Source organism: Xanthomonas sp. D-36-1 (assembly GCF_017746155.1).
Taxonomy (GTDB): domain Bacteria; phylum Pseudomonadota; class Gammaproteobacteria; order Xanthomonadales; family Xanthomonadaceae; genus Xanthomonas; species Xanthomonas cissicola.
The window spans coordinates 24,025-49,432 of sequence record NZ_JAGHWR010000042.1; the positions used below are offsets into that span (position 1 = coordinate 24,025).

The following is a 25,408-nucleotide window of genomic DNA, read 5'->3' on the forward strand; positions in this document are numbered from 1 at the left end:
GGCGCCCGCGCGCCGTCATCCGCGCTTCTGGCCCTTCTGCTGCATGAAGAAGGACACCGTGCCAGTGGAAGAAGGACGCGGCATCGTTGCGGGCGGGAAATGCTCAGTCGAACAGACTCGCCTGCCGTGGCGCAGGCGCCAACTGCGCACGCAGCCTGACCGGATCGTCCAGGCGCTGACGCGGATGGTGATCGAGCACGCTCACGAACGGCAACAGCTTTTTCATCGGTACGCGCAGCCGCGCCAGGTCGCCAACGCGCAAGCGCGCATGCCGGCGCGACAACAACAAGCGCTCCACGTTGCGCGTGCCCAGGCCCGGTACGCGCAGCAGCATTTCGCGCGGTGCCGCATTCAAGTCCACCGGGAAGCGCTCGAGGTTGCGCAATGCCCAGGCCAGCTTGGGGTCCACGTCCAGGTCGAGCATGCCGCTGGACTGCGCCGGCGCAATTTCTTCCACGCTGAACTCGTAGAAACGCAGCAACCAGTCGGCCTGGTACAGCCGGTGCTCGCGCTGCAGGGGCGGTGCCTGCAGCGGCAGCTTGGACGAGGCATCCGGGATGGGGCTGAAGGCCGAGTAGTACACCCGACGCATGCGGTAATTGCCGTAGAGGTTGTGGCTGGTGTCCAGGATGCTGCGGTCGTTGGCATTGTCGGCGCCGACAATCATCTGCGTGCTCTGCCCGGCCGGCGCGAAGCGTGGCGGCTTGGCACGGCGCACCGTTTCAGCCTTGCGTTCGAGCTGGTTTTCTTCGATGCGCCAGCGCAGCTCGCCCATCGCCGAGCGAATGCCGCCCACGCTTTTTTCCGGCGCCAGCAACGTCAGGCCCTGTTCGGTGGGCAACTCCACATTGATGCTCAAGCGATCGGCATAGCGTCCGGCCGCCGCCAGCAACTCCGGGGCCGCATCCGGGATGGTCTTGAGATGGATGTAGCCGGCGAAATGGTGCACCTCGCGCAACTGCCGCGCCACTTCCACCAGTTGCTCCATGGTGTAGTCGGAGTTGCGGATGATGCCGCTGGACAGGAACAGGCCTTCGATGTAGTTGCGCTTGTAGAAGTCCAGCGTGAGCGTGACCACTTCTTCCGGCGTGAAGCGCGCACGGCGTACATTGCTGGACACGCGATTGACGCAGTACGCGCAGTCGAAGATGCAAAAATTGGTCAGCAGGATCTTCAACAGCGACACGCATCTGCCGTCGGGCGTGTACGAGTGGCAGATGCCCATGCCCTCGGTGCTGCCGATGCCGCCGGTGCCCAGCGAGTTGCGCTTGTTGGCGCCACTGGAAGCACAGGAGGCATCGTATTTGGCGGCGTCGGCGAGGACGGCAAGCTTGTCGAGGATTTTCACGCGGGCAGCATGCAGCGGGGGCGTCTCAGCCTATGAGACTCGCCTGCACCTGATCGTGAATGCTTCAGAGCGCTGCGGGTTGGCACGATCCGGCAGCGCGCGACTGCATGCGAACCCGCTGCTACCGAACCTGCGCCTACAACCTTCCCAATCGGCACTGCAGCTCTTGGCTGAAACATGCCGATGCGCCCACGTCCGCACCCGGCGCTATGCCGCGACCGGGTCCGCCGCCGCTGCAGGGCCGTCGAAGCGATACAGATCCATGGCCAGAAAGCCGGCATCGATACCGGCGTCGATGCGCTGCGCACCGAGCCGGTCGTCGCCGGCCGCGCCCATCGCCACGTACAGCGGCAGCCAGTGCTCGTCGCTGGGATGCGCGCGTGCGGCATGCGGCGCCTGGCGGCGGTAGTCCAGCAGCGCGGGGATGTCGTCGTGCAGCAGCTTGCGTTCGGTCCACTCGATGAAGGGCCGCACGTATGGCGCTTCGCGCTCGCTGCTGTAGCCGTGGCGGAAGTCGTGGAGGTTGTGGGTGATGCTGCCCGAGCCGATCACCAGCACGCCGTCATCGCGCAACGGCGCCAGCGCACGGCCCACCGCGAACTGGTGCGCCGGTCCCAGCTCGGGCTGGATCGACAGCGACACCACCGGGATGTCGGCATCCGGATACAGCAGGCGCAGCGGCACCCAGACACCGTGATCGAAGCCGCGCTGCGGGTCCAGCTGCGGATGCAGGCCGGCCTGCTCCAGCCGGCGCACGATCTGCTGCGCCAATGCCGGCGCGCCGGGCGCCGGATACTCCAGCGCATACAACGGCGCCGGGAAGCCGCCGAAGTCGTGAATGGTGGGCGGCCGTAGCGCACCGCTGACCAGCGGGCGACGGCCCAGCCAGTGCGCGCTCGCCACCACAATGGCGCGCGGCCGCGGCAACGCGTGCCGCAGGTCGGCCAGGCGCTCGCCGACCTGCCCCGGCTGCAGCGCAGTCATCGGCGAACCGTGCGAGATATACAGGGAGGGCAAGCGGGTCATCGACGCTCCTTGATGGATGAAGACAGGCTCAGCGCGATGGCTTCAACGCGAACGCGCCGTCGCCGAGCAGCGCCTGCACGATCAGCAGCACCGCCCATAACGCCGGGTATTCCCAGCCGCCGCCCGGATTGGAAAAACCGAACCCGTTGGCACCATGCACGCTGACAATCGTGCCCAGCAACAGCGGCACGCCCAGCAGGGCTACCCAGCGCGCATAGAGGCCCAACAGCAGCGAAACGCCAAGGCCGAGCTCCAGCGCCATGCTGACGTAGGCCAATGCGCCGGGCAGGCCGAGCGACTGGAAGTACGCCACGGTGCCGGCTGGAGTGAACACCAGCAGTTTGGTCAGGCCATGCACCAGGAACAGCACGCCCAGGCTGATGCGCAGCAAGGCGGTGCCATAGGCGGCGGTGCGTGGAGATGCGGGGGCAGTTGCCATGCGACGGGCTCCGTTGAGGACCGCTACAGCCTATTCCTTACACAAATCTGATAAATACGCGTGCTTCAGATAATTTATTTCGGCAAAAGAAACAATCGGAGCCGCCATGGATACCCTCGATGCGATGCGCGTGTTCACTGCCGTGGCCGAGCGCAGCGGCTTCAGCGCCGCCGCCGATGCATTGGACCGCTCCACTGCCAGCGTTACCCGCCAGGTTGCCGCGCTTGAACAGCGGCTCGGCACCCGCCTGCTCAACCGCACCACCCGCCGGGTCAGCCTGACCAGTGCCGGTAGCGCCTACTACCAGCGCTGCCTGCAGCTGCTGGCCGATCTGGACGACCTGGAAGCCACCATTGGCGCGCAAGCGCTGGAGCCGGCCGGCATGCTGCGGGTGAACGCCCCGGTGAGCTACGGCATCGAGCGTCTGGGCGCATTGCTGCCGGGCTTTCGCGCACGCTACCCGCAGGTGGAACTGGACCTGTCGCTGTCCGACCGTCTGGTCGACATGGTCGAAGAAGGCTTCGACGTCGCCATCCGCATCACCCGCCAGCCGGCGCCGATGTTGATCGCCCGGCAGCTGGGCAAGGTCCGCATCCTGGCATGTGCATCGCCGGCCTATCTGGCGCGTGCCGGGACACCCCAGCACCCATCCGATCTGGCTGGCCACGAATGCCTGCTCTATCACTACTCGCCCAACGGCGATGACGCGCGTTTCCAGGGGCCGGACGGCGATATCGACGTGCGCCTGCACGGCGGCCTGCGCGCCAACAACGGGCATGTGTTGAACGCTGCCGCGCTGGCCGGGCAAGGCATCGTGATGCAGCCGGATTTTCTGGCCGAACCGCACATCGCCGCAGGGCGTCTGGTACGCATTCTTCCCGAATACGCACTCGGCGAGATCGGCATCTTTGCGGTCTATACCAGCCGCAGCCATCTGGCGCCGAAGGTGCGCAGCTTTATCGATTACCTGGTCGAAAACATGCCCGCGCCGGGGGCTGGTTGAAGGTTGAGGGCGAGGCGAGGAAATACCTCGCTCCAGCTGCGCGTGCACACATTCGGGATTCGGGATTCGGGTTCAGTCTGCGCAGGCCGACACCTGTCTCCAGACACCGACATCACAACTGGATCTGGGCTACATGAGGCAGCCACGCGCGCTGACCCCCACTCAACACGTCGACAGGGGCATAAGCTCCAGCAGGCCTCAGCAACGACCGCGGCAACAGTTCGTCCCGTGCGTGGTCATTCTGCTGTCGCGACCGGTGTGCGCACAATCCGGCTCCCCGTTCAACAGGAGTGCCCATGAGCAAGATCGCCATTGTGTATTTCAGCGGCTACGGCCACACCGTCAAGCAGGCCGAAGCCGTGCATGCAGGCGCAGCCAGCGTTGGCCAAGCCACGCTGTACCGCATCGACCAGGACGGCAACCTGCCCGACGATGCCTGGGACGCCATCGGTGCCGCCGACGCCATTATCTATGGCAGCCCCACCTACATGGGCGGCCCGGCGTGGCAGTTCAAGAAATTTGCCGATGCCAGCTCAAAGCCGTGGTTTGCGCAGGCCTGGAAGGACAAGGTCGCCGCCGGTTTCACCAATTCGGCATCGGCAAACGGCGACAAGGCCGCCACCATCCAGTATCTGTGGACCCTGTCGCAACAGCATGGCCAGATCTGGGTGGGCACCGGGCTGCCGCCAGCCAACACCAAGGCGCATGGTCCGCAGGACGTGAACTGGACTGGCGGTTGGGGTGGTGCGCTGGCCATCTCGCCATCGGATGCCTCGCCGGACGAAGCGCCGCGTAGCGGCGACCTGGAAACGGCCAAGCTGTTCGGCAAGCGCGTGGCCGAAGTGGCCGCCAAGCTCAAGGGCTGATTGCACCGCACACCAGCCCGAGCAGATCGCAGCATGGCCTGCCGATCTGCGCGGGCTGTGCGTTAGCGCGTGGGCCACATCGCGCTAACGCCTTTCACGCCATTGTTCCCCGACCTTTTGCTGCACGGAGTCCCCCACCATGCAAACCCGCACGCTTGGCCGTTCCGGCCCCACCGTTTCGGCCCTGGGCCTTGGCTGCATGGGAATGAGCGCGTTCTATGGCGACCGCAGCGACGAGGCCGCCTCGATCGCGGTGATCCACCGCGCGCTCGATCGTGGCATCAGCTTGCTCGACACCGCCGACATGTACGGCCCGCACACCAATGAAGTGCTGGTCGGCAAGGCGATTGCCTCGCGCCGGCATGAAGTGTTTCTGGCCACCAAATTCGGCATCAAGCTCGACCCCAACGACCCGTCGGTGCGCGGCATCGACGGCAGTCCGGCGTATGTGCAGTCCGCATGCGAAGCCAGCCTGCGCCGGCTGGGCGTGGAGCATATCGACCTGTATTACCAACACCGCGTCGACCCCAATGTGCCCATCGAAGACACCGTGGGGGCGATGGCGCGCCTGGTCGAACAAGGCAAGGTGCGCTTCCTCGGTTTGTCGGAAGCGGCCGCAGCCACCATTCGCCGCGCGCATGCCGTGCATCCCATCACCGCGGTGCAGACCGAATATTCGCTGTGGTCGCGCGAGCCGGAAGACAACGGCGTGTTCGCCGCGGTGCGCGAACTCGGCATCGGGTTCGTGCCGTACTCGCCGCTGGGGCGCGGTTTTCTGACCGGCGCGTTTTCGTCGCCGGACGATTTCGACGCCGACGATTACCGCCGCCATTCGCCGCGTTTTCAGGGCGATAACTTCACCCGCAACCTGCAGCTGGTGGAACAGGTCAAGGCCATTGCTGCCGACAAGGGCATCACGCCCGGGCAACTGGCGCTGGCCTGGGTGCTGGCGCAGGGCCAGGACCTGGTTCCGATCCCCGGCACCAAGCGGTTGGCCTATCTGGAAGAAAACATCGCTGCGCTGGATGTGGCCCTGATGCCCGACGAGCTGGCCCGCATCGATGCCATCTTCCCGCCGCAGGCTGCGGCTGGCACGCGCTACCCGGAAGCGATGATGGGCGCGGTCAACCGCTGAGCCGTGCTGCCCGGCCTTCGGCAGCGGGCGCTGCCAGGTGAGCGCGGACGGCGCGCTCGGAACCGGAGTGTACGCACGTGGCACATGCCGATTCCGGGCACGGCCTCGTCCGCATGGCGGTGAGCGCAATCGCCTTGCGGTCTGCCGTTGGCCTTCCCAGTGCCGCAGCCAGCGTTGCGGCAATGCGTCGCCACCCGTGGAGCTTGCTACGCGCCACTGCGGCCATCCAGGTGTCATACCTGCGGTGGATCACTGCGTGTCTGTCCCGCAGTGCTCGTTCGATCGCGCAGACTGGATGCCGAGCGCCCCTGCTCACACTCCCGCTTCGCTGCCCCTTGCACACTGGCTGCAGCTCACACGCATCGTGCCCCATGCTGTCCTTCGTAATTCCCGCCCATGACGAGGCTGCCGTGATCGGCGACACGCTGCAGTGCCTGCATGCCTGCGCGCAGGCCATGCAGCTGGACTATGAAGTGATCGTGGTGGCCGATGCCTGCGAAGACGCCACGGCGGCCATCGCACGCGGCCATGGCGCGCAGGTGCTGGAGGTGCAGTTGCGCCACATCGCCGCAACGCGTAATGCCGGCGCACAGGCCGCGCAAGGCGAGCGCCTGCTGTTTCTGGATGCCGATACCTCGATCAACCCGCACGTCGTTGGCGCAGCATTGGCTGCGCTCGATGCCGGTGCGGTAGGCGGCGGTGCGCGGGTGCATCTGCAAGGCAAGCGGGTGTGGTCCGAGCGCGTGGCGCAGGCGTTTTTTGGCTGGTTTTTCCGCGTTTCCGGCATTGCGCCCGGGTGTTTCCTGTTCTGCACGCGGGCGGCCTTCGTCAGTGCAGGGGGCTTCGACACGCGTTACTACGCTGGCGAAGATGTGGCACTGAGTCGCGCACTGGCGCGCTGCGGACGCTTTGTGATCCTGCGCCAGACCGTGCACACCTCCGACCGCAAGCTGCGCAGCTTTTCCAAGCGCGAGCACCTCGGCCTGCTGTTGCGGTTTCTGTGGCGCGGGCGGCGCATGCTGCAGACCCGCGACGCGCTCGGCTTCTGGTATCAGCGCCGGCGCTGAACCGAGCGTGTCCGCACCGCCGCGATCGGTGGTGGAACCCGTCCTCGAAGCGGCACCTGACACCGCAGGCCACTACACTGTGCTGTCTGTTTAGGTATACGAGTTGCGCCGCATGGCTTCTTTGCATCGCCCCGTCCTGATCGCCGCCATGTCTGCCGCGCTGCTGACCGCCGCCGCATGCCACCGCGATGGCGCGACACCGGCCGAGAGCAGGCACCCAGCGCTGCCCCCCAGCAAGCCCAAGCTCGGCGATTTCGGCTTCGATGTGACCGGTATGGATCGCAGCGTGGCGCCGGGCGACGACTTCTTCGATTACGCCAGCGGCAACTGGGTCAAGCGCACGCAGATTCCGGAAGATCGCTCCAGCTTCAACAGTTTCGTTTCCATCGCCATCGAGACCGAGCGGCATAGCCGCGACATCATCGAAGGCGCTGCCGCCAACGACCGCGTCACCGGCGAAGACAAGCAGATCGGCGACTACTACGCCGCCTACATGGACGAAGCCAGCATCGAGGCCAAGGGCGTGCGCCCGGTGCAACCGGAACTGGAGGCGATCGCCCAGCTCGACGACAAGCAGGCCCTGGCGCGCACCTTGGGCGGCCAGTTGCGTGCCGATGTCGATCTGCTCAACGCCACCAATTTCCATACCGACCGGCTGTTCGGCCTGTGGGTATCGCAGGACCTGCATCATCCAGGCCGCTACGTGCCCTATCTGGTGCAAGGCGGTCTGGGCATGCCCGAGCGCAGTTTCTACCTGGACGGCGGGCGCATGGCGCAGCTGCGCGGGGCCTACCGCGCGCACATCGTCGCGTTGCTGGAGCTGGCCGGCATCGATGATGCGCCCGCCAGGGCCGAGCGCATCTTGGCACTGGAGGTCGCCATGGCGCGCGTGCACGCGACCCCTGAGCAAACCAACAATGTGCAGGCTGGCGCCAATGCCTGGAAGCAGTCCGATTTTGCGCGCAACGCGCCAGGCCTGGACTGGGCGGTGTTCTTCGAGGCAGCCGGGCTCAACGCACAGCAGGATTTCATCGTATGGCAGCCGCGCGCGGTGAGCGGGTTGTCGGCGTTGGTGCAGTCCGAGCCACTGCAGACCTGGAAGGATTATCTGAGCTTCCGCGCGCTGGACCGCGCCTCGCCGTATCTGTCCAAAGCCTTCGCCGACGAGCGCTTCGCGTTTTACGGCACCACGCTGGAAGGCACCCCGCAGCAGCGCCAGCGCTGGAAACGCGGCATCGACGCGACCAACGCCGCATTGGGCGAGGCGGTCGGCAAGCGCTACGTGCAGAAGTACGTCAGCGCGCAGACCAGGACGCGTGCCGAAGAGATGGTCAAGAACATCCTCACCGCGTTCGGCAAACGCATCGACGCACTGGAGTGGATGAGTGCCCAAACCAAGCAGCATGCCAAGGCGAAAATCGCCGGCTTGACGGTGGCGGTCGGCTACCCGGACACCTGGCGCGACTACAGCGGGCTGGACGTGCGCCGCGATGATGCGCTTGGCAATGTGCAGCGCGCCGAGGTATTCGAATACCGCCGCAACCTGGCCAAGCTGGGCAAGGCGGTCGATCATCGCGAGTGGTACATGCTGCCGCAGGAGGTCAACGCACTGAACGTGCCACTGGAAAACCGCCTGATCTTCCCGGCGGCGATCCTGCAACCGCCCTTCTTCGACCCCGCCGCCGACGATGCGGTGAACTATGGCGCGATCGGCGCGGTGATCGGGCACGAGATCAGCCACAGCTTCGACAACATGGGCGCGCTGTTCGACGAACACGGCGAGCTGCATAACTGGTGGACGCCGCAAGACCTGAAAAAATTCGAGAACGCCGGCAATGCCTTGGCTGCGCAGTTCAGCGCCTACCAACCGTTCGACGATTTGTCGGTCAACGGCAAGCTGACGCTGGGCGAAAACATCGCCGACGTTGCCGGCCTGGCCACTGCCTACGATGCCTACCAGTTGTCGCTGCAGGGCAAGCAGCCCCAGACCCTGGATGGTTTTAGCCCGGATCAGCGCTTTTTCCTGGGCTTTGCGCAGGCCTGGCGCGGCAAGTACCGCGACGCGGCACTGCGCAATGCTCTGCTCACCGACGTGCATGCGCCTGGCCGCTTCCGCGCGCAAACCGTGCGTAACCTGGATGCGTGGTACCCGGCCTTCGATGTGACACAGGATCAGCAGCTGTATCTGGCGCCGGAGCAGCGGGTCAAGATCTGGTAGGTGCGGGTCGTGGTCGATGCAGCGCCAGTGGAGCTGGTGTCTGCGGCGCTGTTTGTCGCGGCACGCGGTAGTGCATGCCGGGTTGTGGCGAAGTGCACCCATCTCGTGGGCGACGTTGAAGAAACGGCGCGATGAGCGATTGCCTATCGCGCGCTACCAGCGCGCACGTCAGAACACCCGCTCAACCCGGCCCACCACCATTACACGCTGTCAGGCCACTCCAGCAGCATTGCCGGCGGTAATTGCATGCGCCTGCATGCCCGCGCAGACAGTCCGTCGCGCAAGGCGGTGCGGAACAGCGGCGACAGGCTGCGCAGCAACCGTGCCGATGCGCGCGCCTGCGCGCGTTGGGCGGCGGTGCGGCCGAGCATGTCGCTGGCCCAGCCGGGCAACAAGGCCGTGCCAGCGCCGAGAAATACCCCGCGCGACAGGCCCGCGGCGGGCACTGGCAGCTGGATGCTGGTGAGGATGTCGAGCACCTCGCGCGAGCGCGCGTCCATGCGTAACTCTCCCAGGACCGATGCGAAATATGCATCCACCTGCGCCTCGCTGGCCGGCACATCGGCAGCGCCCAGCGCTTCAGCCACGCGTCGCGCTTCGTCGTAATAGCGATCGGCGATGGCAGCAGGTACCTGGCGGCAATAACGCCGGCATCCCTGCAAAAACCCGTAGGCCTCGGTGACATGCACCCAGGTGAGCAACTGCGGGTCGTTGGCCTCATAAGGCACGCCGTCGGCGGTGTGGCCGCGGATATGCGAGTGGATCTTGCGCACGCGCGCAATCAGTTGTTCGGCTTCCGCACGTGGTGCGTAGGTGGTGCCGGCGACGAAGTTGGTGGTGCGCCGCAGCCGCCCGATCAAATCGGTGCGGAAGTTGGAATGGTCGTAGACCCCGGCCAGCGCGCGCGGATGCAACAACTGCAACATCAATGCGCACAGGCCGCCGGACAACATGCCCGGAAATTCGGAATGGATGCGCCAGGTGATGCTGTCGGGCCCGAAGATGCCCGGGTCGCCCAGCGGCTGGTCGTATTCGATGGTGCTCTGGCCACGCGGAAACGCATCGAGCACCCAGCGATGGATCTGTTTGGCGGCGGGGGCGGTGAGAGTGCGCAGGACGGCTGACATGCGGCCATGATACGCAGCGCATCTGCAACGCCAGATCAGCGTCGCGCAAACCAGCATCCACTCATGAGTCGCGACGGCGACCAGATGCGGACGGGCATCGTGACCGCGGCGCCGGAAGAGGGCGACCTGGCATCTGGGTGGGTACTGACCACTCGGGCAGTCCCCCCTGATCTTTCTACAAGCGGGCCCGGCGTCGCCCCAACGCCTACCTTCCGAACGTGTCCGGCAAGCCAGCCTGCCATCCCCCGTGAACCCGGCAATTACCGCAGCGCCGAGTGTGCAGTGCAGCAAGATCGAAGGCCCAGCGCAGGCACGCGGTGGCGGCATTGCAGCAAATCCGCCTGAATTCAGCAATTTGTGCGCGTCTGCGCAGAATTGCGCGGCCGGCGCTTGGCTTGGGGCATTGCCATGCACAGCGAAAGTGCTAGAACTAAGACCGTCCGTCGACGCACTGCTTGGCCAGCACGTTGCGGACGCTCCAGGGCACCGGCCACGGCCAGTGCAGCAAGTCGTTCGTACCAGCCATCCGTCAGGAGCTTGTCATGATCGCTTTGTTCCAGGGTTTAGGCCTGCTATTGCAGGACAACGCACTCCATCGGCTCCCCTTCGACGAGCAGGTGGCTCACTGGCGCGACAAGACCGACGCGCAGCTCGACGAAGAGCTTTCGTTGCTCAAGGTGGCCAAAAAGCAGTGGGTGATCGCCTCGATCATCGGCTGGCAGGCGATTTCGCTGATATTGCTGGGCGTGATCACGCACCAGCTGTGGCAGAACGACTACCACCTGACCTTCAGCCGGGTGGTGATCATCTTCACCTCCTGGGCGTCGATCCTGTTCGTGATGTGGTACATCGCCGATCTGTTCGACCACAGCGCCGGTTTCGAGCGCTGGCTACGCGCCTTCAACAGCCGCGCACGGGTGACGCCGGATGCAGACTCGGTCGAGTGCGTTGCCGACGCGCTGGACATGACGCGCCGCTATCCGGAGGTGCTGCGCTACAAGCAGGAGGTCACCTCCAAGCGCGAGTTGCGCCACGAGGACATCGTCAACATGCGCGAAATGGGCCGCCTGCGCCGCTATACCGAACTGCTGCGCGACCTCGACCGCTTCGATGGCGCGCCACGGCTGGTGGTCAATTCCTGACCAGGGCCGCCGTGGCGATGCAGCGACGCCGTTGACGGAAACGCGTTGCCTGCAGCACTGATTCCGCTGCAAACAACAACGGCCGGTGCGCACTGCACCGGCCGTTGTTGTTGATTCCCAGCGAGCACTGCCAGCCGGTTGACGGGCGCCGGCGCCTGGCAGCGCGCCCGACACGGTGACCATTCACGCCTGCGCAACCGCCTTCTCCACCGAGGGAGTCCGCCAGCCGCTGCGCACGCCCCAGACGTAGAACACCGCGCCCACTACGGCGACCACGACCAGATCGGTGCCGTAGCTGAGGTAGCCGTGGCCACCGAAATCGGTGCTGCCGGCCCACGAGACAAGGGCGATGGTGGGCAGGTAGCAGATCATCCAGGCCGCGCCCTTGAGGTTGCGGCGCAGGTCCGGCCAGCCCTGCTTGGCCTGGTAATAGCAGTACACCGGCAGCGCCACGACCATCAGCAGGATGATCTCGCCGGTCAGCGGCCAGCGCGCCCAGTACAGCAGTTCGGTGGCCATCACGAAGGCCACGCCAGCCAGTACTGGCAGCGCAGCGATGCGCAGCGGGCGATGCAGCTCCGGTGCATGGCGACGCAGCGCCATCGCGCTGATCGGACCGGTGAGGTAGGAAATGATGGTGGCCACCGAGATCACCGCCGCCAGCGTGCCCCAGCCGCGGAAGAAGAACAGGAACACGAACGACACGGCCAGGTTGAAGAACATCGCCATGCGCGGCACGCCCCAGACCGGGTGCAGCTTGCCCAGCACGGCCGGCATGGTTCCGTTCTTTTCCATGCCGTAGACCATGCGTGCAGTGGTCGCGGTATAGGTGATACCGGTGCCGCTGGGGCTGACGAATGCATCGATGTACAGCAGCATCGCCAACCAATGCAGGTTGACGATGATGGCCAGTTCGGCGAACGGCGAGCGGAAATCGATGCCGTGCCAGCCGGCCTTGGCCAGCAGATCCGGCGGCACGGCGCCGATGTAGGCCACCTGCAGGATCACGTACACCACCGTGGCCAGCGCGATCGAACCCAAGACGGCGAACGGAATGCTGCGCCCGGGGTTACGCGCTTCGCCAGCCAGATTCACCGGGCTCTGGAAGCCGTTGAAGCTGAAGACGATGCCGGCGGTGGCCACTGCGGTGAGCACCGCGGCCAGGTCGAGCACGTGCGCATCGCCGTGGATGCCGACGCCGAAGTTCTCGCTGTGGAAGCCGCTGGCGATCAGCGCCACGCCGGTCGCCGCGGGCACCACGAGCTTGAACACCGTGATCAGCGTATTGGAGCGCGCGAACAGCTTGACGCTCCAGAAATTCAGGAAGAAATACACCAGCACCAGCACCGCCGAAATCAGCAGGCCGGGCACCGAGAGCTCACCTGCCCCTCCGGGCGCCTGCACATACAAGCCCTGCGCCCAGGCCCATGGCCAGGACGCCATGTACTGCACCGAGGCCTCGGCCTCGACCGGGATCACCGAGACGATGGCGATCCAGTTGGCCCAGCCGGCAATAAAGCCCACCAGCGATCCGTGCGAATAGTGGCTGTAGCGCACCATGCCGCCGGATTCGGGGAACATGGCGCCCAGCTCGGCATACGACAGCGCGATGGTGGTGATGATCGCTGCGCCCAGCACCCAGGCCCAGATCGCACCAGGGCCGGCCAGGCCGGCCGCGCGCCAGGCGCCGAACAACCAACCAGAGCCAATGATCGAGCCCAGGCCGGTAAGCATGAGGGCGAAGGGGCCAACGTCGCGGCGTAGCGAGTGTTCGGACATGAGAAGCCTGGCAGTGAGGACGCCGTGAACCGGCAACAAGCCGGCAATGATCGCAGAAGCGACCGCTTGCCGTCAGTGCGTATTCAGGATTGCCGGAGTTTTTGGTCAGGCGTCACTCGCCGGCGCGATGGCGCAGGGCAGGTGCGCGCATCCTAGCCGCGCCGCCCGAGGAAACGGACAAAAGGCTGCACTCACCGCCACGCGGGCACGGCCGGTGCTTGGCATTGGCACCTACCGCTCATGCACTCCGGCCCCTTGTGCCGCCTGCGCTCACCCGACGCCTGCCCGCCACGGTTTGTCGGCTGGCCTCAACCGTGGCAATCGGCACGTGGTGCGGCGGTATCCACGCAGGTATGCGTCTGCCCCGAGACGCCATGGAGTTCGCGCACCTGCCCCGGCGTCAGCGCAAACCTATCCAGGGTCTTGCGGGTGCAGGTCGGTGCGCTGGCGGTGTCGTCGGCGCCGCCGGTCGCGCACTGTTCTTCGTAGATCAGGTAGTAGCAGTGGCCGGAGTTGCTGGCCAGGCACTGCACGTTGGTGGCGGTCGCGGTGGTCAGCGTCTTGCTGAAGATCACATCGCGGCCATCGTCGGTGGCGCGGGTGATCGAGGTGGTGCCATTGCGTTCGTGGCAGCCGGCCAGGGCGAGCAGGCAGTACACCAGGGAGGCGATCAGGCGCATGGAGGAAGTCCTTTCAGTCGATGCAATCGGGGGAGTCAGCGCGTCCAGCAAACCGTGCAGGTTCGGGCGGTACGGACGGTGTTCGAAATCGGGTGTCGCACTCGCGCGCGCGCGCCAGTTCAGCGCGCGCCGCTCTGATCGGCATGACGGCTGCACGCAACGTGTTGCTCGCCGCACTTACATGCCGCGGAACAGGCTCATGAACGGCTGGCTGACGGTGAGCGTTTCGCTGCGGCCGCGTAGCGCCAGCCGGCCCTTGCCGGTGTCCTCGCGCACCACCGAGGCAACCGCTTTCATGTTGACGATGGTGGAGCGGTGGATCTGCTTGAACACCTGCGGATCCAGCACATCCAGCAGTTCGCGCAATGGCGTGCGCAACACCGCTTCGCCGGCGGCAGTCATCACCGTGGTGTACTTCTGATCGGCCTGGAAATACGCCACCTCGTCCAGCGCGATCAGGCGCGTCTCGCGTCCGCTGCTGGCGGTCAGCCAGGCGAGCGGCGGCGTGTGACGGGCAGCAGCCGGGCGTGCCGACAACCGCTGCAGCAAGGCCTCCACCAGCGCGCCGTCCGGCTGGCCGGCGGCGGCGCGCTGTTGCACCCGCTGCCAGGCGGCCTGGAGGCGCTCGCGGCCGATGGGCTTGAGCAGATAGTCCACCGCGCCGTGTTCGAACGCATCGATGGCGTACTGGTCGTAGGCGGTGACGAACACCACCTGGCTGCGCGGGCTGACCTCGCGCATCGCACGCGCCACCTCGATGCCGGTGAGGCCGGGCATGCGGATATCCAGGAACACCACGTCCGGCTGCTGCGCGGCGATGGTCTCCAGCGCGCTGGCGCCGTCCTCGCAATCGCCCACGATCTGCAGCTGCGGACACACCTCGGCCAGCAGCGTCAGCAACGACTGCCGCAGCAAGGCCTCGTCTTCGGCAACCACGGCGCGCAGCGCGCTCATGCCCGCACCCGTGAGGCGTTTGCGGCGTTTGCGGCCGCAGTGGGCAACGGTGGTGGGGATGGCGCGGCACCAAACTGCGTCGGCAGCGGCAGGCTCAAGGTGGCCGCCACACCGCTGGGGAAGTTGGACACGATGGCAAAGCTCGCCTTGCCGGCATAGATCAGCTGCAAGCGCTCGCGCAGGTTCTTCAAGCCGATGCCGGTGCCGTGGCTGTGCGTGTTGAAGCCCTGGCCGTCGTCGGCCACGGTGAGCGTGACATGGTCATCGTGGCGACGCGCCAGGATCCATACGGTGCCGCCACCGGGCTTGGCTTCCAGCCCGTGCTTGATCGCATTTTCCACCAACGTCTGCAACATCATCGACGGCAGCGGTAGCGCCCGTAGTTCGTAGGGAACTTCCACCTGCAAGGCCAGCCGCGTGCCCATGCGGATGCGCAGGATCTCCAGGTAGGCCTGGGTGCGTTCGAGTTCTTCGCCCAGGGTGGCGATGGCGCCGTCGGCGCTGGGCAGCGAGCTGCGCAGGTACTGGATCAGATGGCCGATCATGATCTCGGCGCGCGGCGGGTCGGTGCGCGCCAGCACCTGTGCGCTGGCCAGGGTGTTGTAGAGAAAGTGCGGCTCGACCTGCGCATGCAGCAGATTCAGGCGCGCCACGGCCAGTTCCTTTTCCATGACCGATTGCTCGGCGGCGGCCTGTTCGTCGCGACGCTGCTCGCCGACCCGGCGCACCACCGCGCGATTGATCGCTTCGGCGTTTTCGTAATTGCTGCCTTCGTCCACCGCGAACAGATCCACCCAGGCGCCAGCGTCGGGCTCGCACAACACGGTGACGCTGCTGGTGCCCTGCCCCGGCGCGATCGTCGCCAGGATCTGGTTGTGGGTGATGGCAAAGCGCGCGAACAGGTTCCAGCGCGACGGCTGGCGACCTGCGTACGGGTCGATGCGGCGCACCTTGGCACGAATCAGCAGGCTGCCCGGCGCGCATTCGATGTCCTGCACACGCGGTAGCGCACGCACCGCCTCTTCCATCACCGCGAAGCTGGCCTGTACATCCAGCGGCACTTCGATCTGGCGGCGCTGGCGGGTGGACAAGGTGGTGTGGTCCAGACGATCGGCGATCAGGCGCACACGCCGCACATGGGTGACCGAACTCATCAACGCCAGCGTCAGCAAGACCATACAGGCCAACGCGAAGATCGGGCCGATGGACCCGAACAACTGCGTCCACATGATCCCTGCCACCACCAACGCGGCGGCCCAGGCGAACACGATGCGTACGATCAGGAAAACACTGGCAGACACAGGCAGGCAGCTCGTTGGGATGGGACGGGAGCGAGCATAGCCGGCGCACGCCACTGCGAAAGCCCCGGGCGACGAATGGCCGTCAGCGCGGCATCAAGCGCCAGGATTGCGGTGCGAAACCATGGTGCTGGGCCACGGCCGTGGCAGATGCGCGCGCTATGCTGGACGCATGCCGGCCCTGCGCAGGCCGCGCTCGGTTGCCGCCCGGGCAGACAGCACATGTGGATGGCCGCAGCGTGCATCCGCAGGGGTGGCGAGCCGCATCATGGCGACCACATCACCCACCACACCACCTAAGGGAGTTGCATGCATCGTCGTCATTTTCTACGCAGCGCAGGCGTTGCGCTGGCGGCAGCCTCCACCGCCAGCTGGGCAGCAACCGACAAGACGCTCGCCATGCCGCCCACGACGCTGCCGGCGGCGCCACCGGACGGTCTGCCTGCGCCGTTCGCGGCGACCCCGCCATTGGCACCGATGCGCGCTTCGGTCGATCGCATCATCGCCATCAACGGCTGCACGCGGCCGTTCCGCGCGCAGGGGCCGCGGATCGAAGCCGAGCGTCTCGGGCGCAAGACGGTGGTGCACAACTACGGGCATGGCGGCAGCGGGTGGTCGCTCTCGTGGGGTGCCGCCGAACAGGCATTACGGTTGGTGCGTGCGGCCGACCCGGCTGCGCGCGAGCTGGCGGTGATCGGCTGTGGCGCAATCGGCTTGACCACCGCCCTGGTGGCGCAGCGCGCCGGCTTGCGTGTGCGCATCTACGCGCGCGAGCGCCTGCCGGATGTGCGCTCGTTCTATGCCACCGGCGTGTGGTCGCCGGATTCGCGCGTGTGCACCAGCGAGTACGCCACCGCAGACTTCAAGACGCGCTGGGAAGCGATGGCGCGCACGTCGTTTCGCCGCTATCAGACCTTGCTGGGCCTGCCCGGCGAGCCGATTGAATGGCGCGATGGCTATGTGCTCTCGGATGTGCCCTTCGATCAACCTATCGCCTCTGCCGAAGCGCATGAGCCGGACTATCCGCCGCTGGAGCGCGAACTGCTCGATGATCTGGGCCCGCGCTCGCAGCCGGTGGCGCCCGGTGGTCATCCATTTCCGGTGCCGTTCGTGCGCCGCTACAGCCAGCTCACCTTCAACCTCAGCGCCTATGCGCGGTTGTTGATGGATGACTTTCTGCAGGCAGGTGGCGAGCTCTACACGCGCGAGTTCGAGCATCCGCGCCAATTCGGCGATCTGCGCGAGAAGATCCTGATCAACGCCACTGGCTACGGTGCGCGTGCCTTGCTGGGCGACGACAGCGTGATTCCGGTGCGCGGGCAGACCGCGCGCCTGATCCCGCAACCGGAAGTCACCTATGGTCTGGTCTGGCGCGGCCACAATCTCAACGTCGTGCCGCGACGCGACGGATTGTTGGTGCAGGCGCAGGGCGCACACGACTTCAATAATGCCGACGGCACGCCCGACCGCGCCGCATCGGAAGCGGCGGTGCGCGAACTGGCGCGGCTGTTCGCCACACGCTGAGCGATGCGCGCGCGATAGTGGCCTGCGTGCCGATTGCAGAGGGCATCTGTGCTGGCAGTGGTGTGCAGTGGCCGCTACCGAAGGCCAGCACTGCAGGTGGTCGTACCGGGCCAACCATCGCACGTGTTCTGCTCGTGGGAAGATCGATCGGCGCCCAGGCAGCGTCAACAACCTATCAAGCACGCTTCAGGTCGGCGTGGACGGCGCAAGCGGACCGCAGCGTATGCGCGAGCGCACCGAGCACCAGCCGCGCCCGCCAGGCGATGCACGCACTCGTTGCATTCGCCGCTCCAGACGCTGCTCGGCATCGCCACCCTAACGATCTTCAAGCGAAGCCTGCAATGCACTGGCCAGCGCGGCGTCGCCGCTGACCAGCTCCTCCCAGCGCAAGGCCACGCCCTTGCGCTTGCCTTTCTCGACCAACTTCAAACCTTGCGGATCGATGATCAGGGTATATGCCTGCTCGCCGATCTGCAGTTGGCGACGTAAGGGTTTGTCCAGCGGCGTCATCGCACGGGCCTCGCAAAAAAAATCGATCACCGTTGTACCGCATCGACGTGAGTCGGTGCAGGAGGCGCAGCGATGCAGATGCGCCGCCACATTCGTGCACATGCAATCGCTGTAGTAGGCGCGCCAATTGAATCGCCTTTCATCGCGCACGCAGCGAGCGCGGCCTGCATCACGGCACAGGTCGCCATCGCATCGGGATCACCGTTTCCACCAATCCCGCTAACACTCGCGGGATTAGCGTAGCGACCACGCGGTACCGCCTGGAGATCGAAGCGATGGAAACGGCGCATTTTGAAAGGTCAGGTGAAGTGCTCGCAATTCCGCTCCGCGGAAGAGCAAGCCGCAGCTTGGCGTTTTCGAAGTCGTGGTACGTGATGCATCGGCACGTTTGTTCGCAGGCGTGCAACGCGAGCTCATCAAGGCATCTCCACCGACACGGCGAACCGCAGCGACCCACCCTCTGACCAACCAAAGGAGCCACACATGGCGATCAAGACTGTCGAAGACCTTTTCATCCACGAACTGTCGGACATCTACAGCGCCGAGAAGCAGCTGACCAAGTCGCTGCCGCGTCTTGCGCGTGCGGCCACCGAGCCGAAACTGAAGCAGGCCTTCGAAACTCACCTGGAAGAAACCCAAGGCCAGATCGAACGCATCGACCAGGTCGTCGAGATTCTGGGCATCAAGCTCAAGCGCATCAAATGCGCTGCGATGGAAGGCCTGGTGGAAGAAAGCCGCGAGGTCATCGATGAAATCGAGGCCGGCCCGGTGCGCGATGCGGCACTGATCGGCGGCGCGCAGAAGGTGGAGCATTACGAAATCGCCTCGTACGGCACCATTGCCGCCATCGCCAAGCAACTCGGTTATGCCGATGCATTGCCGCTGCTGCTTGCCACGCTGGAAGAAGAAAAGGCCACCGACGAAAAGCTGACCCTGCTCGCCGAGCAAGGCGGCAACCAGAAGGCATCCAAGGCCAGCAAGGCCGCCTGAGTCACTGCGCAGGACGGCACCGTTGTCCTGCGTCGCTTGCATATCCCTGCGGGCATCCCCCCGAAAGCCAAAGCCCCACGTTTCTGCCCGCTCCCTGAGTGGTCGTAGTTGCCGGGCACCAGCCATGGAGCACCACCCATGTTCATGCACAACAAGCGTTTGATGTACACCGTTCGCGTCGCCCAGCCCAATCCGGATCTGGCGACGTTGATGCTGGAACAGTTCGGCGGACCGCAGGGCGAACTCGCCGCTGCAATGCGCTATTTCACTCAGGCACTGGGCGAAGACGATCCGGGCCGCAAGGATCTGCTGTTCGACATCGCCACCGAAGAGATCAGCCATCTCGAAATCATCGGCTCGATCATCGCCATGCTCAACAAGGGGCCCAAGGCGGTGCTCTCCGAGGGCATGGAAGAAGCCATGGAGATGCGCAACATGACCCAGAACAGCACCAGCCATACCCAGCAGATTCTGTATGGCGGCGGCCCGGCATTGGTCAATTCCAGCGGCGTGCCGTGGACGGCGGCGTACGTCGACAGCATTGGCTGCCCGACGGCCGACATGCGCTCCAACATCGCGGCCGAAGCGCGTGCGAAGCTGGTGTATGAGCGCCTGATCAACGTCACAGACGATCCGGGCATCGTGGATGCGCTGCGTTTCTTGATGACGCGCGAAGTGGCGCACCAGAAATCGTTCGAAAAAGCCTTGTACTCGATCGGGCCGAACTTCCCGCCGGGCAAGTTGCCGGGCGACCCGCGCTTCACCGACAAGTACTACAACACCTCGCAGGGCGAGGGCGACACGATCGGCCCCTGGAATGCCGGCGAGCAGTGGGAGGTGGTGGCAGACCGCGAGGCGCAGGCCGCCGTCGATGGTGGCGACGGCTCTGCCACGGTTGCGCTGGATGCTACGCAGACCGCGGCATTGGATGCCATGTCCGAACGCCTGCTCTCCAATCCCGAGCTGGACCGCGTCACCGGTGCGGATCTGGGTGCAGGCCCGGGTGCCGGTTCCACTACCGGCGATATCCAGCGTTAAACCCGATGGGTGCAGTTGCACCCGTCACCAGCCCGGGGCCATCACGCTCCGGGCTTTTTCATTGCACTGCACAGGAGTTGGCATGAACGAAAAATCCAGACTCGACACGCACGATGAACGTCAATCCGCTTATCGCGGCAACGGTCCAGACGCATCGGTGGATGGCCGGGGCCGCAACGATCCATCGGCGGTCCAGACCCACGACGCACAGCCGCCGCGTGACGGCGCGCCGGAAGCGTTGCATCAACGCGGTCATGGCCGCGGCGGCAGCTTGGGCGAAGGCGAACCCGACGGTCACCCGGAACGCGATGGCAGCACCCAACCCAACTTCGGCCAGAGCGGCACTTACGGCAAGCAGCAGCACATCGACGCGCAGCAACGCGCGCTGGATGACAGCGCTGAGGACACCCAGAACAATTGAGCGATCGCGTACTTGCCGGCGGTCTATGATCTGTTCGTGGCGTGCTGGCCACCAAGCGGCAATCCCGATCCATCAGCACTACCGAAACGATGAAGGGGCCCGCTGGGCCCCTTCTTTTTGGCTGCGTGACGCGCGCGCTCACACCCGTGCGATCCGCGCCGAGGCCGCTTCGCTCGCCCACTCCGGCCGCACGCCTGCTGCAGCGGCGCAGCGTTCCAGCCGCCAGGGCATGAGATGGCGCATGGCTTCTGCGCCGCCCATGTGCAGCCACTTGCTCAGGTCGGCGTCGAGACACAGCGGCCGGTAGGTGGGCATAGCCGCCGATGAGGCAACGAGCAACGAGAACCCCATCTGCAGGCGTCCGCCGATGTCCATCACGTTGCGCAATCCGGCGGCATGCACCGCACTGCCATCCTGGCTCAACCAGGTCGCGGCAGTGGTGCCGTCTGCCGATGCAGTGCAGACGAAACCGCACAGCGGAATGGCGCAGCGTTGGGTTTCCCAGATGGCCAGATCCACGCCACCCAATCCCCCGGGCTCCTGCAAATGGATCGAGCGCTGCTGCCCCGGTGCGCGGCGACCGAAAGTCGCGCGCTCCTCGCGTTTGCCGCCACGGTCGGCGACCAGGATGTCGGCATCGGCGCCCACGCCGACCTCGACCCAGGCATTGCTCGCCACGCGGGCGGACAACTGAAGAATGCGCGTAATCATGACTACTCCACTGTGTGCATCTCGATGACCTCAGTGGTTACGCACAATGCGCGCCAACTTTTTGACTTTGGCAAAGGTCGGCGCTGCAAGAGTTTCACGCAGCTTCAGTTGCGCAACACGCACGGCGAAAGCCGAATAGGCCGCAGGATCTGCACCATCGCGCAGTATTTTCCGTGGGCTGTGCGTGTATAGCGCAACGCGAGTTTGTCAGATGCACAAGTACGTGCAGCAGAGTTTGCTGTGAGAGAACCGCACGCAATGCACACGCGTCTTGCATGCGGTACAGCGCTCTTTCACTAGCGGTCTGGATGGTTGCGCACGTCTTCATCGTCGCTCAGGCCGCATGCCCGGCACTCAGACCTGCGCATCGCAGCGTGTGTCGGGCTGTGCATGTGCACACACTGCGCTCCAACGGCCATGTCCCTGCAGCCCCAACGCCTTGCGATCCAACTCACCCGTTCTCCGGATTGAGCGGCAGCTGGATTTCGCATTCCAGGCGCGTATCGCTGAGCTCGTAGCGCGTCTGCGCGCCATGGCTGTACGGCAACGCCTTTTCGATCAGCCGGCGGCCGAAGCCGCTGACGTCATCACGGTCGTTGTGCAGCTGATTACTGCCGCCTTCTTCGATCCACAACAGCTTGAGGCGCGCAGGCGTATCGCTGCCGGAGACGACCTCCCAGCGGATCGACAAGGTGCCGGTGTCCACCGCCAGGGCGCCGTGCTTGAGTGCGTTGGTCGCCAGTTCGTGCAGCGCCAATGCCAGCGTCTGCACGGTGGATTTGCGCAGCGCCACGTTCGGGCCTTCCACCACGATGCGTTTTTGATCCGGCTCTGCCCCCAACGCATCCAGCTCCATACGCAGCAAGGCGCCGATGGTGGTGGGCATATTGTCCGATTGCGACAGCAGCCCCTGCACCCGCGACAACGCCGCGAGCCGGTCGTCGAACTTGACTGCGAACTCGGGCATGCTCTGGGTGGTCTGCACGGTCTGTCTGGCCACCGACTGCACCACCGTGATCAGGTTGCGCGTGCGGTGCTGCAATTCGGCCACCAAGACGCGCTGTTCTTCCTGCAGGCGACGCAGGTTGTCCGATTCGGTGCAGGTGCCCAGCCATTCCAGCACCTGGCCGCGTTCGTCGCGTACCGGAGCGCTGCGGGTATGAAACCAGCGATAGCCTTGTTCGGCCGCATTGAACAGGCGGTGTTCGATATCCAGCCCGCCGCTGGACGCACTCCCCAGCCAGGCATTCATGGTTAGCTCGCGATCGTCCGGGTGCACCGCCTGCAACCAGCCCAGCTCCAGGCTCTCGGCATCGCTCTGGCTGGTGTAGCTGGACCATTGCGGGCTGGACCAGGTCCAGCGGCCGCCATCGAGCGAGCGCCACACCAGCTGCGGGATGCCTTCCATCAAGGTGCGCAGGCGTTGCTCGCTACCGCGTAGCGCACGCTCGGCGCGCGTGAGCGGGGTGACGTCCATGAAGGTCAGCACCGCGCCACCGATGAAATTGTCCACGGTGCGATACGGCAGCACGCGCACCATGTAGCGCGCACGCGTGGTGGGGTTTTCGACCTCGCGATCGAGCACCGCCAGGGTGCGGATCACCCGCCGCGCATCATCCTGCAGTTCGTCGTAATCCACATGCAGCTTGATGTGGCTGATCGGGCGCTGGATGTCGCTTTCCACCAGCGGCAGGATGTCGGTGACGGCCGGGGTGAAATTGGTGACGCGCAATTCGTTGTCGAGGAAGATGGTGGCGATCTGGGTACTTTCCAGCAGGTTTTTCAGATCGCTGTTGGCATGCGCCAGCTCTTGCACGCGATGGGCCAGTTCGCCGTTGACGGTGGTCACTTCCTCGTTGACCGATTGCAGCTCTTCCTTGGAGGTTTCCAGCTCCTCGTTGGCGCTCTGCAGTTCTTCGTTGAGCGACTGGTATTCCTCGTTGGAAGACTTGAGCTCTTCGTTGGTGCTCTCCAGCTCTTCGATCATCGATTGCAGGCGCTCGCGGGTGATGCGCAGCTCGTTCTCCAGCACCTGCACATGACCATCGTCGTGCACGCTGTCGTCTGGTGCGGGTAGCTCCACCGGTTCGCGCGCTTCCACTTCCTGGAACAGCACCACGTAGCCGCGCGGCACTTCCGAGTCGGCGGTCGGTTCGACGAACAGGTTCACCGCCCAGGTCGCCGCGTCTTCGTGCACCTGGATGCCCTTGACGTGCACCGGCGAGCGGTCGCGTTCGGCGCGGCTGAGCGCGCTGCGCAAGTCCAGGCGCAAATCGCGATGGATCAGGTTGAGCAGGTTGAGACTGGGCGTGCCGCCGCCAGGGCGGATGAAGCGCCCGGCCTGCGAGGAGAAATGCAGCACCTCGAATTGCTCGTCCAGCACCGCATACGCTGGCGCGTAACGGTCGGCGATGCGCTCCCCAGCGCGTACCAGTGCGTTGCTGGGGCTACGCTGCTGTACCGGCGGGGCAGGCGCCCTGCCGGCAACTGCAATTTGCATGGTCGGAAAGGTTGCGTGCACGTTGCTGTCGGCATCGATGCGTTGGAAGACCCGAAAGCTCCGCTCCACCGGGGTAAACAATTGCGCGTGCCGCGAGACGTTTTCGGCATTGCCCAGGAACAGATAACCGCCCGGACGGATGGCGAAATGAAAGATCGGGATGACCCGATTCTGCAATTCGGCATCCAGATAGATCAGCAGATTGCGGCACGACACCATATCCAGCCGCGAAAATGGCGGATCCTTGACGATGCTGTGCTGGGAAAACACGCACAGCTCGCGCAACTCCTTGCTCACCACATAGGTGTCGCCTTCCTTGACGAACCAGCGCCGCAGCCGTTCGGGCGCAACTTCACCGACGATGCTGGAGGCATAGCGCCCCACCCGCGCAGTGGCCAGTGCGCGCCCGTCGATATCGCTGGCGAAGATCTGGATACGTGGCGCGGTGTCCAGGGTTTCGGCGTGTTCGCGCAGCAGCATCGCCAGCGAATAGGCCTCTTCGCCCGTCGAGCAGCCCAGCACCCACACCCGCAGGCTGTCCCCGGTGTGCTTGCCCTGAAATAGCCGCGGAATCACCTGTTGCTCGAGGAATTCGAACTCGCGACGGTCGCGAAAGAACTTGGTCACGCCGATCAGCAGGTCGTTGAACAGCTGCAACGGCTCGTCGAAACGATTGCGCAACACCTCCAGATACTGCTCCAGCGTTTCCACCTGCGCGACCTGCATGCGTCGTTGCACGCGGCGCAGGAAGGTGGCGCGTTTGTAGCCATGAAAATCGTGGCCGGTGGTATTGCGCAGGATGGCGGCGACCTGGCTGAGCTTGTCGCTCTCGTTGCCATTGCGCACACCCTTTGGCTCCGGGTGACCGAAGCCATGGTGGCGTTGCATGTGCGCGGCGATACGCGCAGCGACTTGTGGCAGCGGCAGGATGTCGTCGGTGATGGCGGCCGGGTTGCTGGCGCTGCGCAGGTCCAGCCCATGCAGTGCGGCATCGTCCACGGCCAGCGCCAGACCGCCGCACTCGCGGATCGCCGCGGTCCCCAGCGTGCCGTCGCCATCGAAGCGCCCCATGATCAGGCCGATCACATTGCCGTCCTGATCGTGCGCCATCGAGACGAAGAAGCTGTCGATCAGCCCGTGGTCGCTCTCGCCCCCCGGCAAGGCGCGCAGGCGGATGCGGCCTTCTTCCAGCGTGACGACCGTATCGGCCGGCGGCAGATAGAAGCGCCCCGGTTGCAGCCGGTCGCCATCACCGGGCACCGACAGCAGGGTGGCCTGCCTGCCAAGCAGTTCGCGCAGACGCGCCTGGTCCAATAACTGGCGGTCGCGCAGCAGCAGCATGATGGCCAGATTCGAAGCGCCAGCAATCGCATCGAGCAATTCTGCCAGGCGATCGGCGTCCATGCCGGCGGCGCCCACGCCGAGCACGAATAAGGGCGGCTGCGTGTTCGCATCCGTGGCGATGTCGTTGGTGGAGGTTTCGTCGTCGGTCATGGCGGCACTATCGTCGCAGCGCCGGGTTCAAGCGCAATCGGCAATGATCGCGTAAAGCACGGCGGACTGCCATGCGGCACGCACTCCCCTCACGTGCGCACATTGCAGAGACCGGTCTTGGAAGCGTCTGCTTACGCG

General features: G+C 65.3%; 21 protein-coding genes and 1 pseudogene. 10 read left to right on the top strand and 12 right to left on the bottom strand.

The window, feature by feature from the left end; translation table 11 throughout:
• Positions 1–103 precede the first annotated feature (103 nt).
• The 3 genes from J7367_RS13240 to J7367_RS13250 form a co-directional block, all read right to left on the bottom strand.
• Positions 104–1,348 carry a putative DNA modification/repair radical SAM protein gene (locus tag J7367_RS13240; protein WP_057659163.1) on the bottom strand — a complete coding sequence of 415 codons (1,245 nt, stop codon included), beginning with the start codon at positions 1,346–1,348 and terminating at the stop codon, positions 104–106.
• 207 nt (positions 1,349–1,555) lie between these two features.
• Complete coding sequence (locus tag J7367_RS13245) at positions 1,556–2,374, bottom strand: class III extradiol ring-cleavage dioxygenase (RefSeq protein ID WP_057659162.1); 819 nt, start codon at positions 2,372–2,374, stop codon at positions 1,556–1,558.
• 28 nt (positions 2,375–2,402) lie between these two features.
• Positions 2,403–2,813 (bottom strand): DoxX family protein, encoded by a 411-nt coding sequence (locus tag J7367_RS13250; protein WP_022560059.1) that lies wholly within the window; start codon positions 2,811–2,813, stop codon positions 2,403–2,405.
• 106 nt (positions 2,814–2,919) lie between these two features.
• Between J7367_RS13250 and J7367_RS13255 the strand changes: the two genes are divergently transcribed.
• The 5 genes from J7367_RS13255 (at position 2,920) to J7367_RS13275 (ending at position 9,102) form a co-directional block, all read left to right on the top strand.
• Positions 2,920–3,816, top strand: coding sequence for a LysR family transcriptional regulator (locus J7367_RS13255; RefSeq protein WP_007965151.1), 897 nt, complete (start codon positions 2,920–2,922; stop codon positions 3,814–3,816).
• Positions 3,817–4,112: 296 nt separating this feature from the next.
• A complete protein-coding gene (locus tag J7367_RS13260) occupies positions 4,113–4,682 on the top strand; it encodes a flavodoxin family protein (RefSeq protein WP_007972966.1) in 570 nt (189 codons plus the stop codon).
• 139 nt (positions 4,683–4,821) lie between these two features.
• Positions 4,822–5,817, top strand: a complete 996-nt coding sequence (locus J7367_RS13265; protein ID WP_022560061.1) for an aldo/keto reductase — start codon at positions 4,822–4,824, stop codon at positions 5,815–5,817.
• 371 nt (positions 5,818–6,188) lie between these two features.
• Positions 6,189–6,884: a glycosyltransferase gene (locus tag J7367_RS13270; RefSeq protein ID WP_057659161.1), complete on the top strand. Its 696-nt coding sequence runs from the start codon at positions 6,189–6,191 to the stop codon at positions 6,882–6,884.
• Between the two features lie 148 nt (positions 6,885–7,032).
• Positions 7,033–9,102, top strand: a complete 2,070-nt coding sequence (locus tag J7367_RS13275) for a M13 family metallopeptidase (RefSeq protein WP_057659158.1) — start codon at positions 7,033–7,035, stop codon at positions 9,100–9,102.
• Between the two features lie 200 nt (positions 9,103–9,302).
• Here the strand turns inward: J7367_RS13275 and J7367_RS13280 are convergent, their stop codons facing one another.
• A complete protein-coding gene (locus J7367_RS13280; protein ID WP_176215055.1) occupies positions 9,303–10,286 on the bottom strand; it encodes an oxygenase MpaB family protein in 984 nt (327 codons plus the stop codon).
• A gap of 410 nt (positions 10,287–10,696) precedes the next feature.
• On the opposite strand from J7367_RS13280, the gene J7367_RS13285 reads away from it, so the two are divergent.
• Complete coding sequence (locus J7367_RS13285; RefSeq protein WP_081022732.1) at positions 10,697–11,371, top strand: hypothetical protein; 675 nt, start codon at positions 10,697–10,699, stop codon at positions 11,369–11,371.
• 183 nt (positions 11,372–11,554) lie between these two features.
• Here the strand turns inward: J7367_RS13285 and J7367_RS13290 are convergent, their stop codons facing one another.
• The 4 genes from J7367_RS13290 to J7367_RS13305 all read right to left on the bottom strand — a co-directional run bounded on the left by J7367_RS13290 (position 11,555) and on the right by J7367_RS13305 (position 16,085).
• Positions 11,555–13,150 (bottom strand): APC family permease, encoded by a 1,596-nt coding sequence (locus J7367_RS13290; RefSeq protein ID WP_057659154.1) that lies wholly within the window; start codon positions 13,148–13,150, stop codon positions 11,555–11,557.
• Positions 13,151–13,458: 308 nt separating this feature from the next.
• Positions 13,459–13,830, bottom strand: coding sequence for a hypothetical protein (locus J7367_RS13295; RefSeq protein WP_005926727.1), 372 nt, complete (start codon positions 13,828–13,830; stop codon positions 13,459–13,461).
• Between the two features lie 177 nt (positions 13,831–14,007).
• Positions 14,008–14,784: a LytTR family DNA-binding domain-containing protein gene (locus J7367_RS13300; RefSeq protein WP_057659151.1), complete on the bottom strand. Its 777-nt coding sequence runs from the start codon at positions 14,782–14,784 to the stop codon at positions 14,008–14,010.
• Positions 14,781–16,085 carry a histidine kinase gene (locus tag J7367_RS13305; protein ID WP_057659149.1) on the bottom strand — a complete coding sequence of 435 codons (1,305 nt, stop codon included), beginning with the start codon at positions 16,083–16,085 and terminating at the stop codon, positions 14,781–14,783. The genes J7367_RS13300 and J7367_RS13305 overlap by 4 nt, the downstream gene beginning before the upstream one ends.
• A 306-nt stretch (positions 16,086–16,391) precedes the next feature.
• Here J7367_RS13305 and J7367_RS13310 point away from each other — a divergent pair, with 306 nt between their 5' ends.
• A complete protein-coding gene (locus J7367_RS13310; protein ID WP_057659147.1) occupies positions 16,392–17,606 on the top strand; it encodes an FAD-dependent oxidoreductase in 1,215 nt (404 codons plus the stop codon).
• 315 nt (positions 17,607–17,921) lie between these two features.
• On the opposite strand, the gene J7367_RS13315 is transcribed toward J7367_RS13310, so the two are convergent.
• Positions 17,922–18,116, bottom strand: coding sequence for a hypothetical protein (locus J7367_RS13315; RefSeq protein ID WP_022560070.1), 195 nt, complete (start codon positions 18,114–18,116; stop codon positions 17,922–17,924).
• Between the two features lie 483 nt (positions 18,117–18,599).
• Between J7367_RS13315 and J7367_RS13320 the strand changes: the two genes are divergently transcribed.
• From J7367_RS13320 to J7367_RS13330, 3 genes are all read left to right on the top strand, one after another.
• On the top strand, positions 18,600–19,106 hold the full coding sequence (locus tag J7367_RS13320; protein ID WP_007972952.1) for a ferritin-like domain-containing protein: 507 nt from the start codon (positions 18,600–18,602) through the stop codon (positions 19,104–19,106).
• A 138-nt stretch (positions 19,107–19,244) separates the two neighbouring features.
• Entirely contained in the window at positions 19,245–20,144 is a 900-nt protein-coding gene (locus J7367_RS13325; protein ID WP_042805823.1) for a manganese catalase family protein, read from the top strand.
• An 82-nt stretch (positions 20,145–20,226) separates the two neighbouring features.
• The gene (locus J7367_RS13330) at positions 20,227–20,565 is read left to right on the top strand and encodes a hypothetical protein (RefSeq protein ID WP_057659144.1); all 339 of its coding nucleotides are present in this window, start codon (positions 20,227–20,229) and stop codon (positions 20,563–20,565) included.
• 138 nt (positions 20,566–20,703) lie between these two features.
• Here J7367_RS13330 and J7367_RS13335 read toward each other — a convergent pair whose 3' ends face one another.
• The 3 genes and pseudogenes from J7367_RS13335 to J7367_RS13345 form a co-directional block, all read right to left on the bottom strand.
• A complete protein-coding gene (locus J7367_RS13335; protein ID WP_057659142.1) occupies positions 20,704–21,276 on the bottom strand; it encodes a hypothetical protein in 573 nt (190 codons plus the stop codon).
• Between the two features lie 30 nt (positions 21,277–21,306).
• A pseudogene (locus J7367_RS13340) lies at positions 21,307–21,505 on the bottom strand (hypothetical protein).
• Between the two features lie 222 nt (positions 21,506–21,727).
• Positions 21,728–25,270 (bottom strand): CheR family methyltransferase, encoded by a 3,543-nt coding sequence (locus J7367_RS13345; RefSeq protein ID WP_057659140.1) that lies wholly within the window; start codon positions 25,268–25,270, stop codon positions 21,728–21,730.
• Positions 25,271–25,408: the final 138 nt, after the last annotated feature.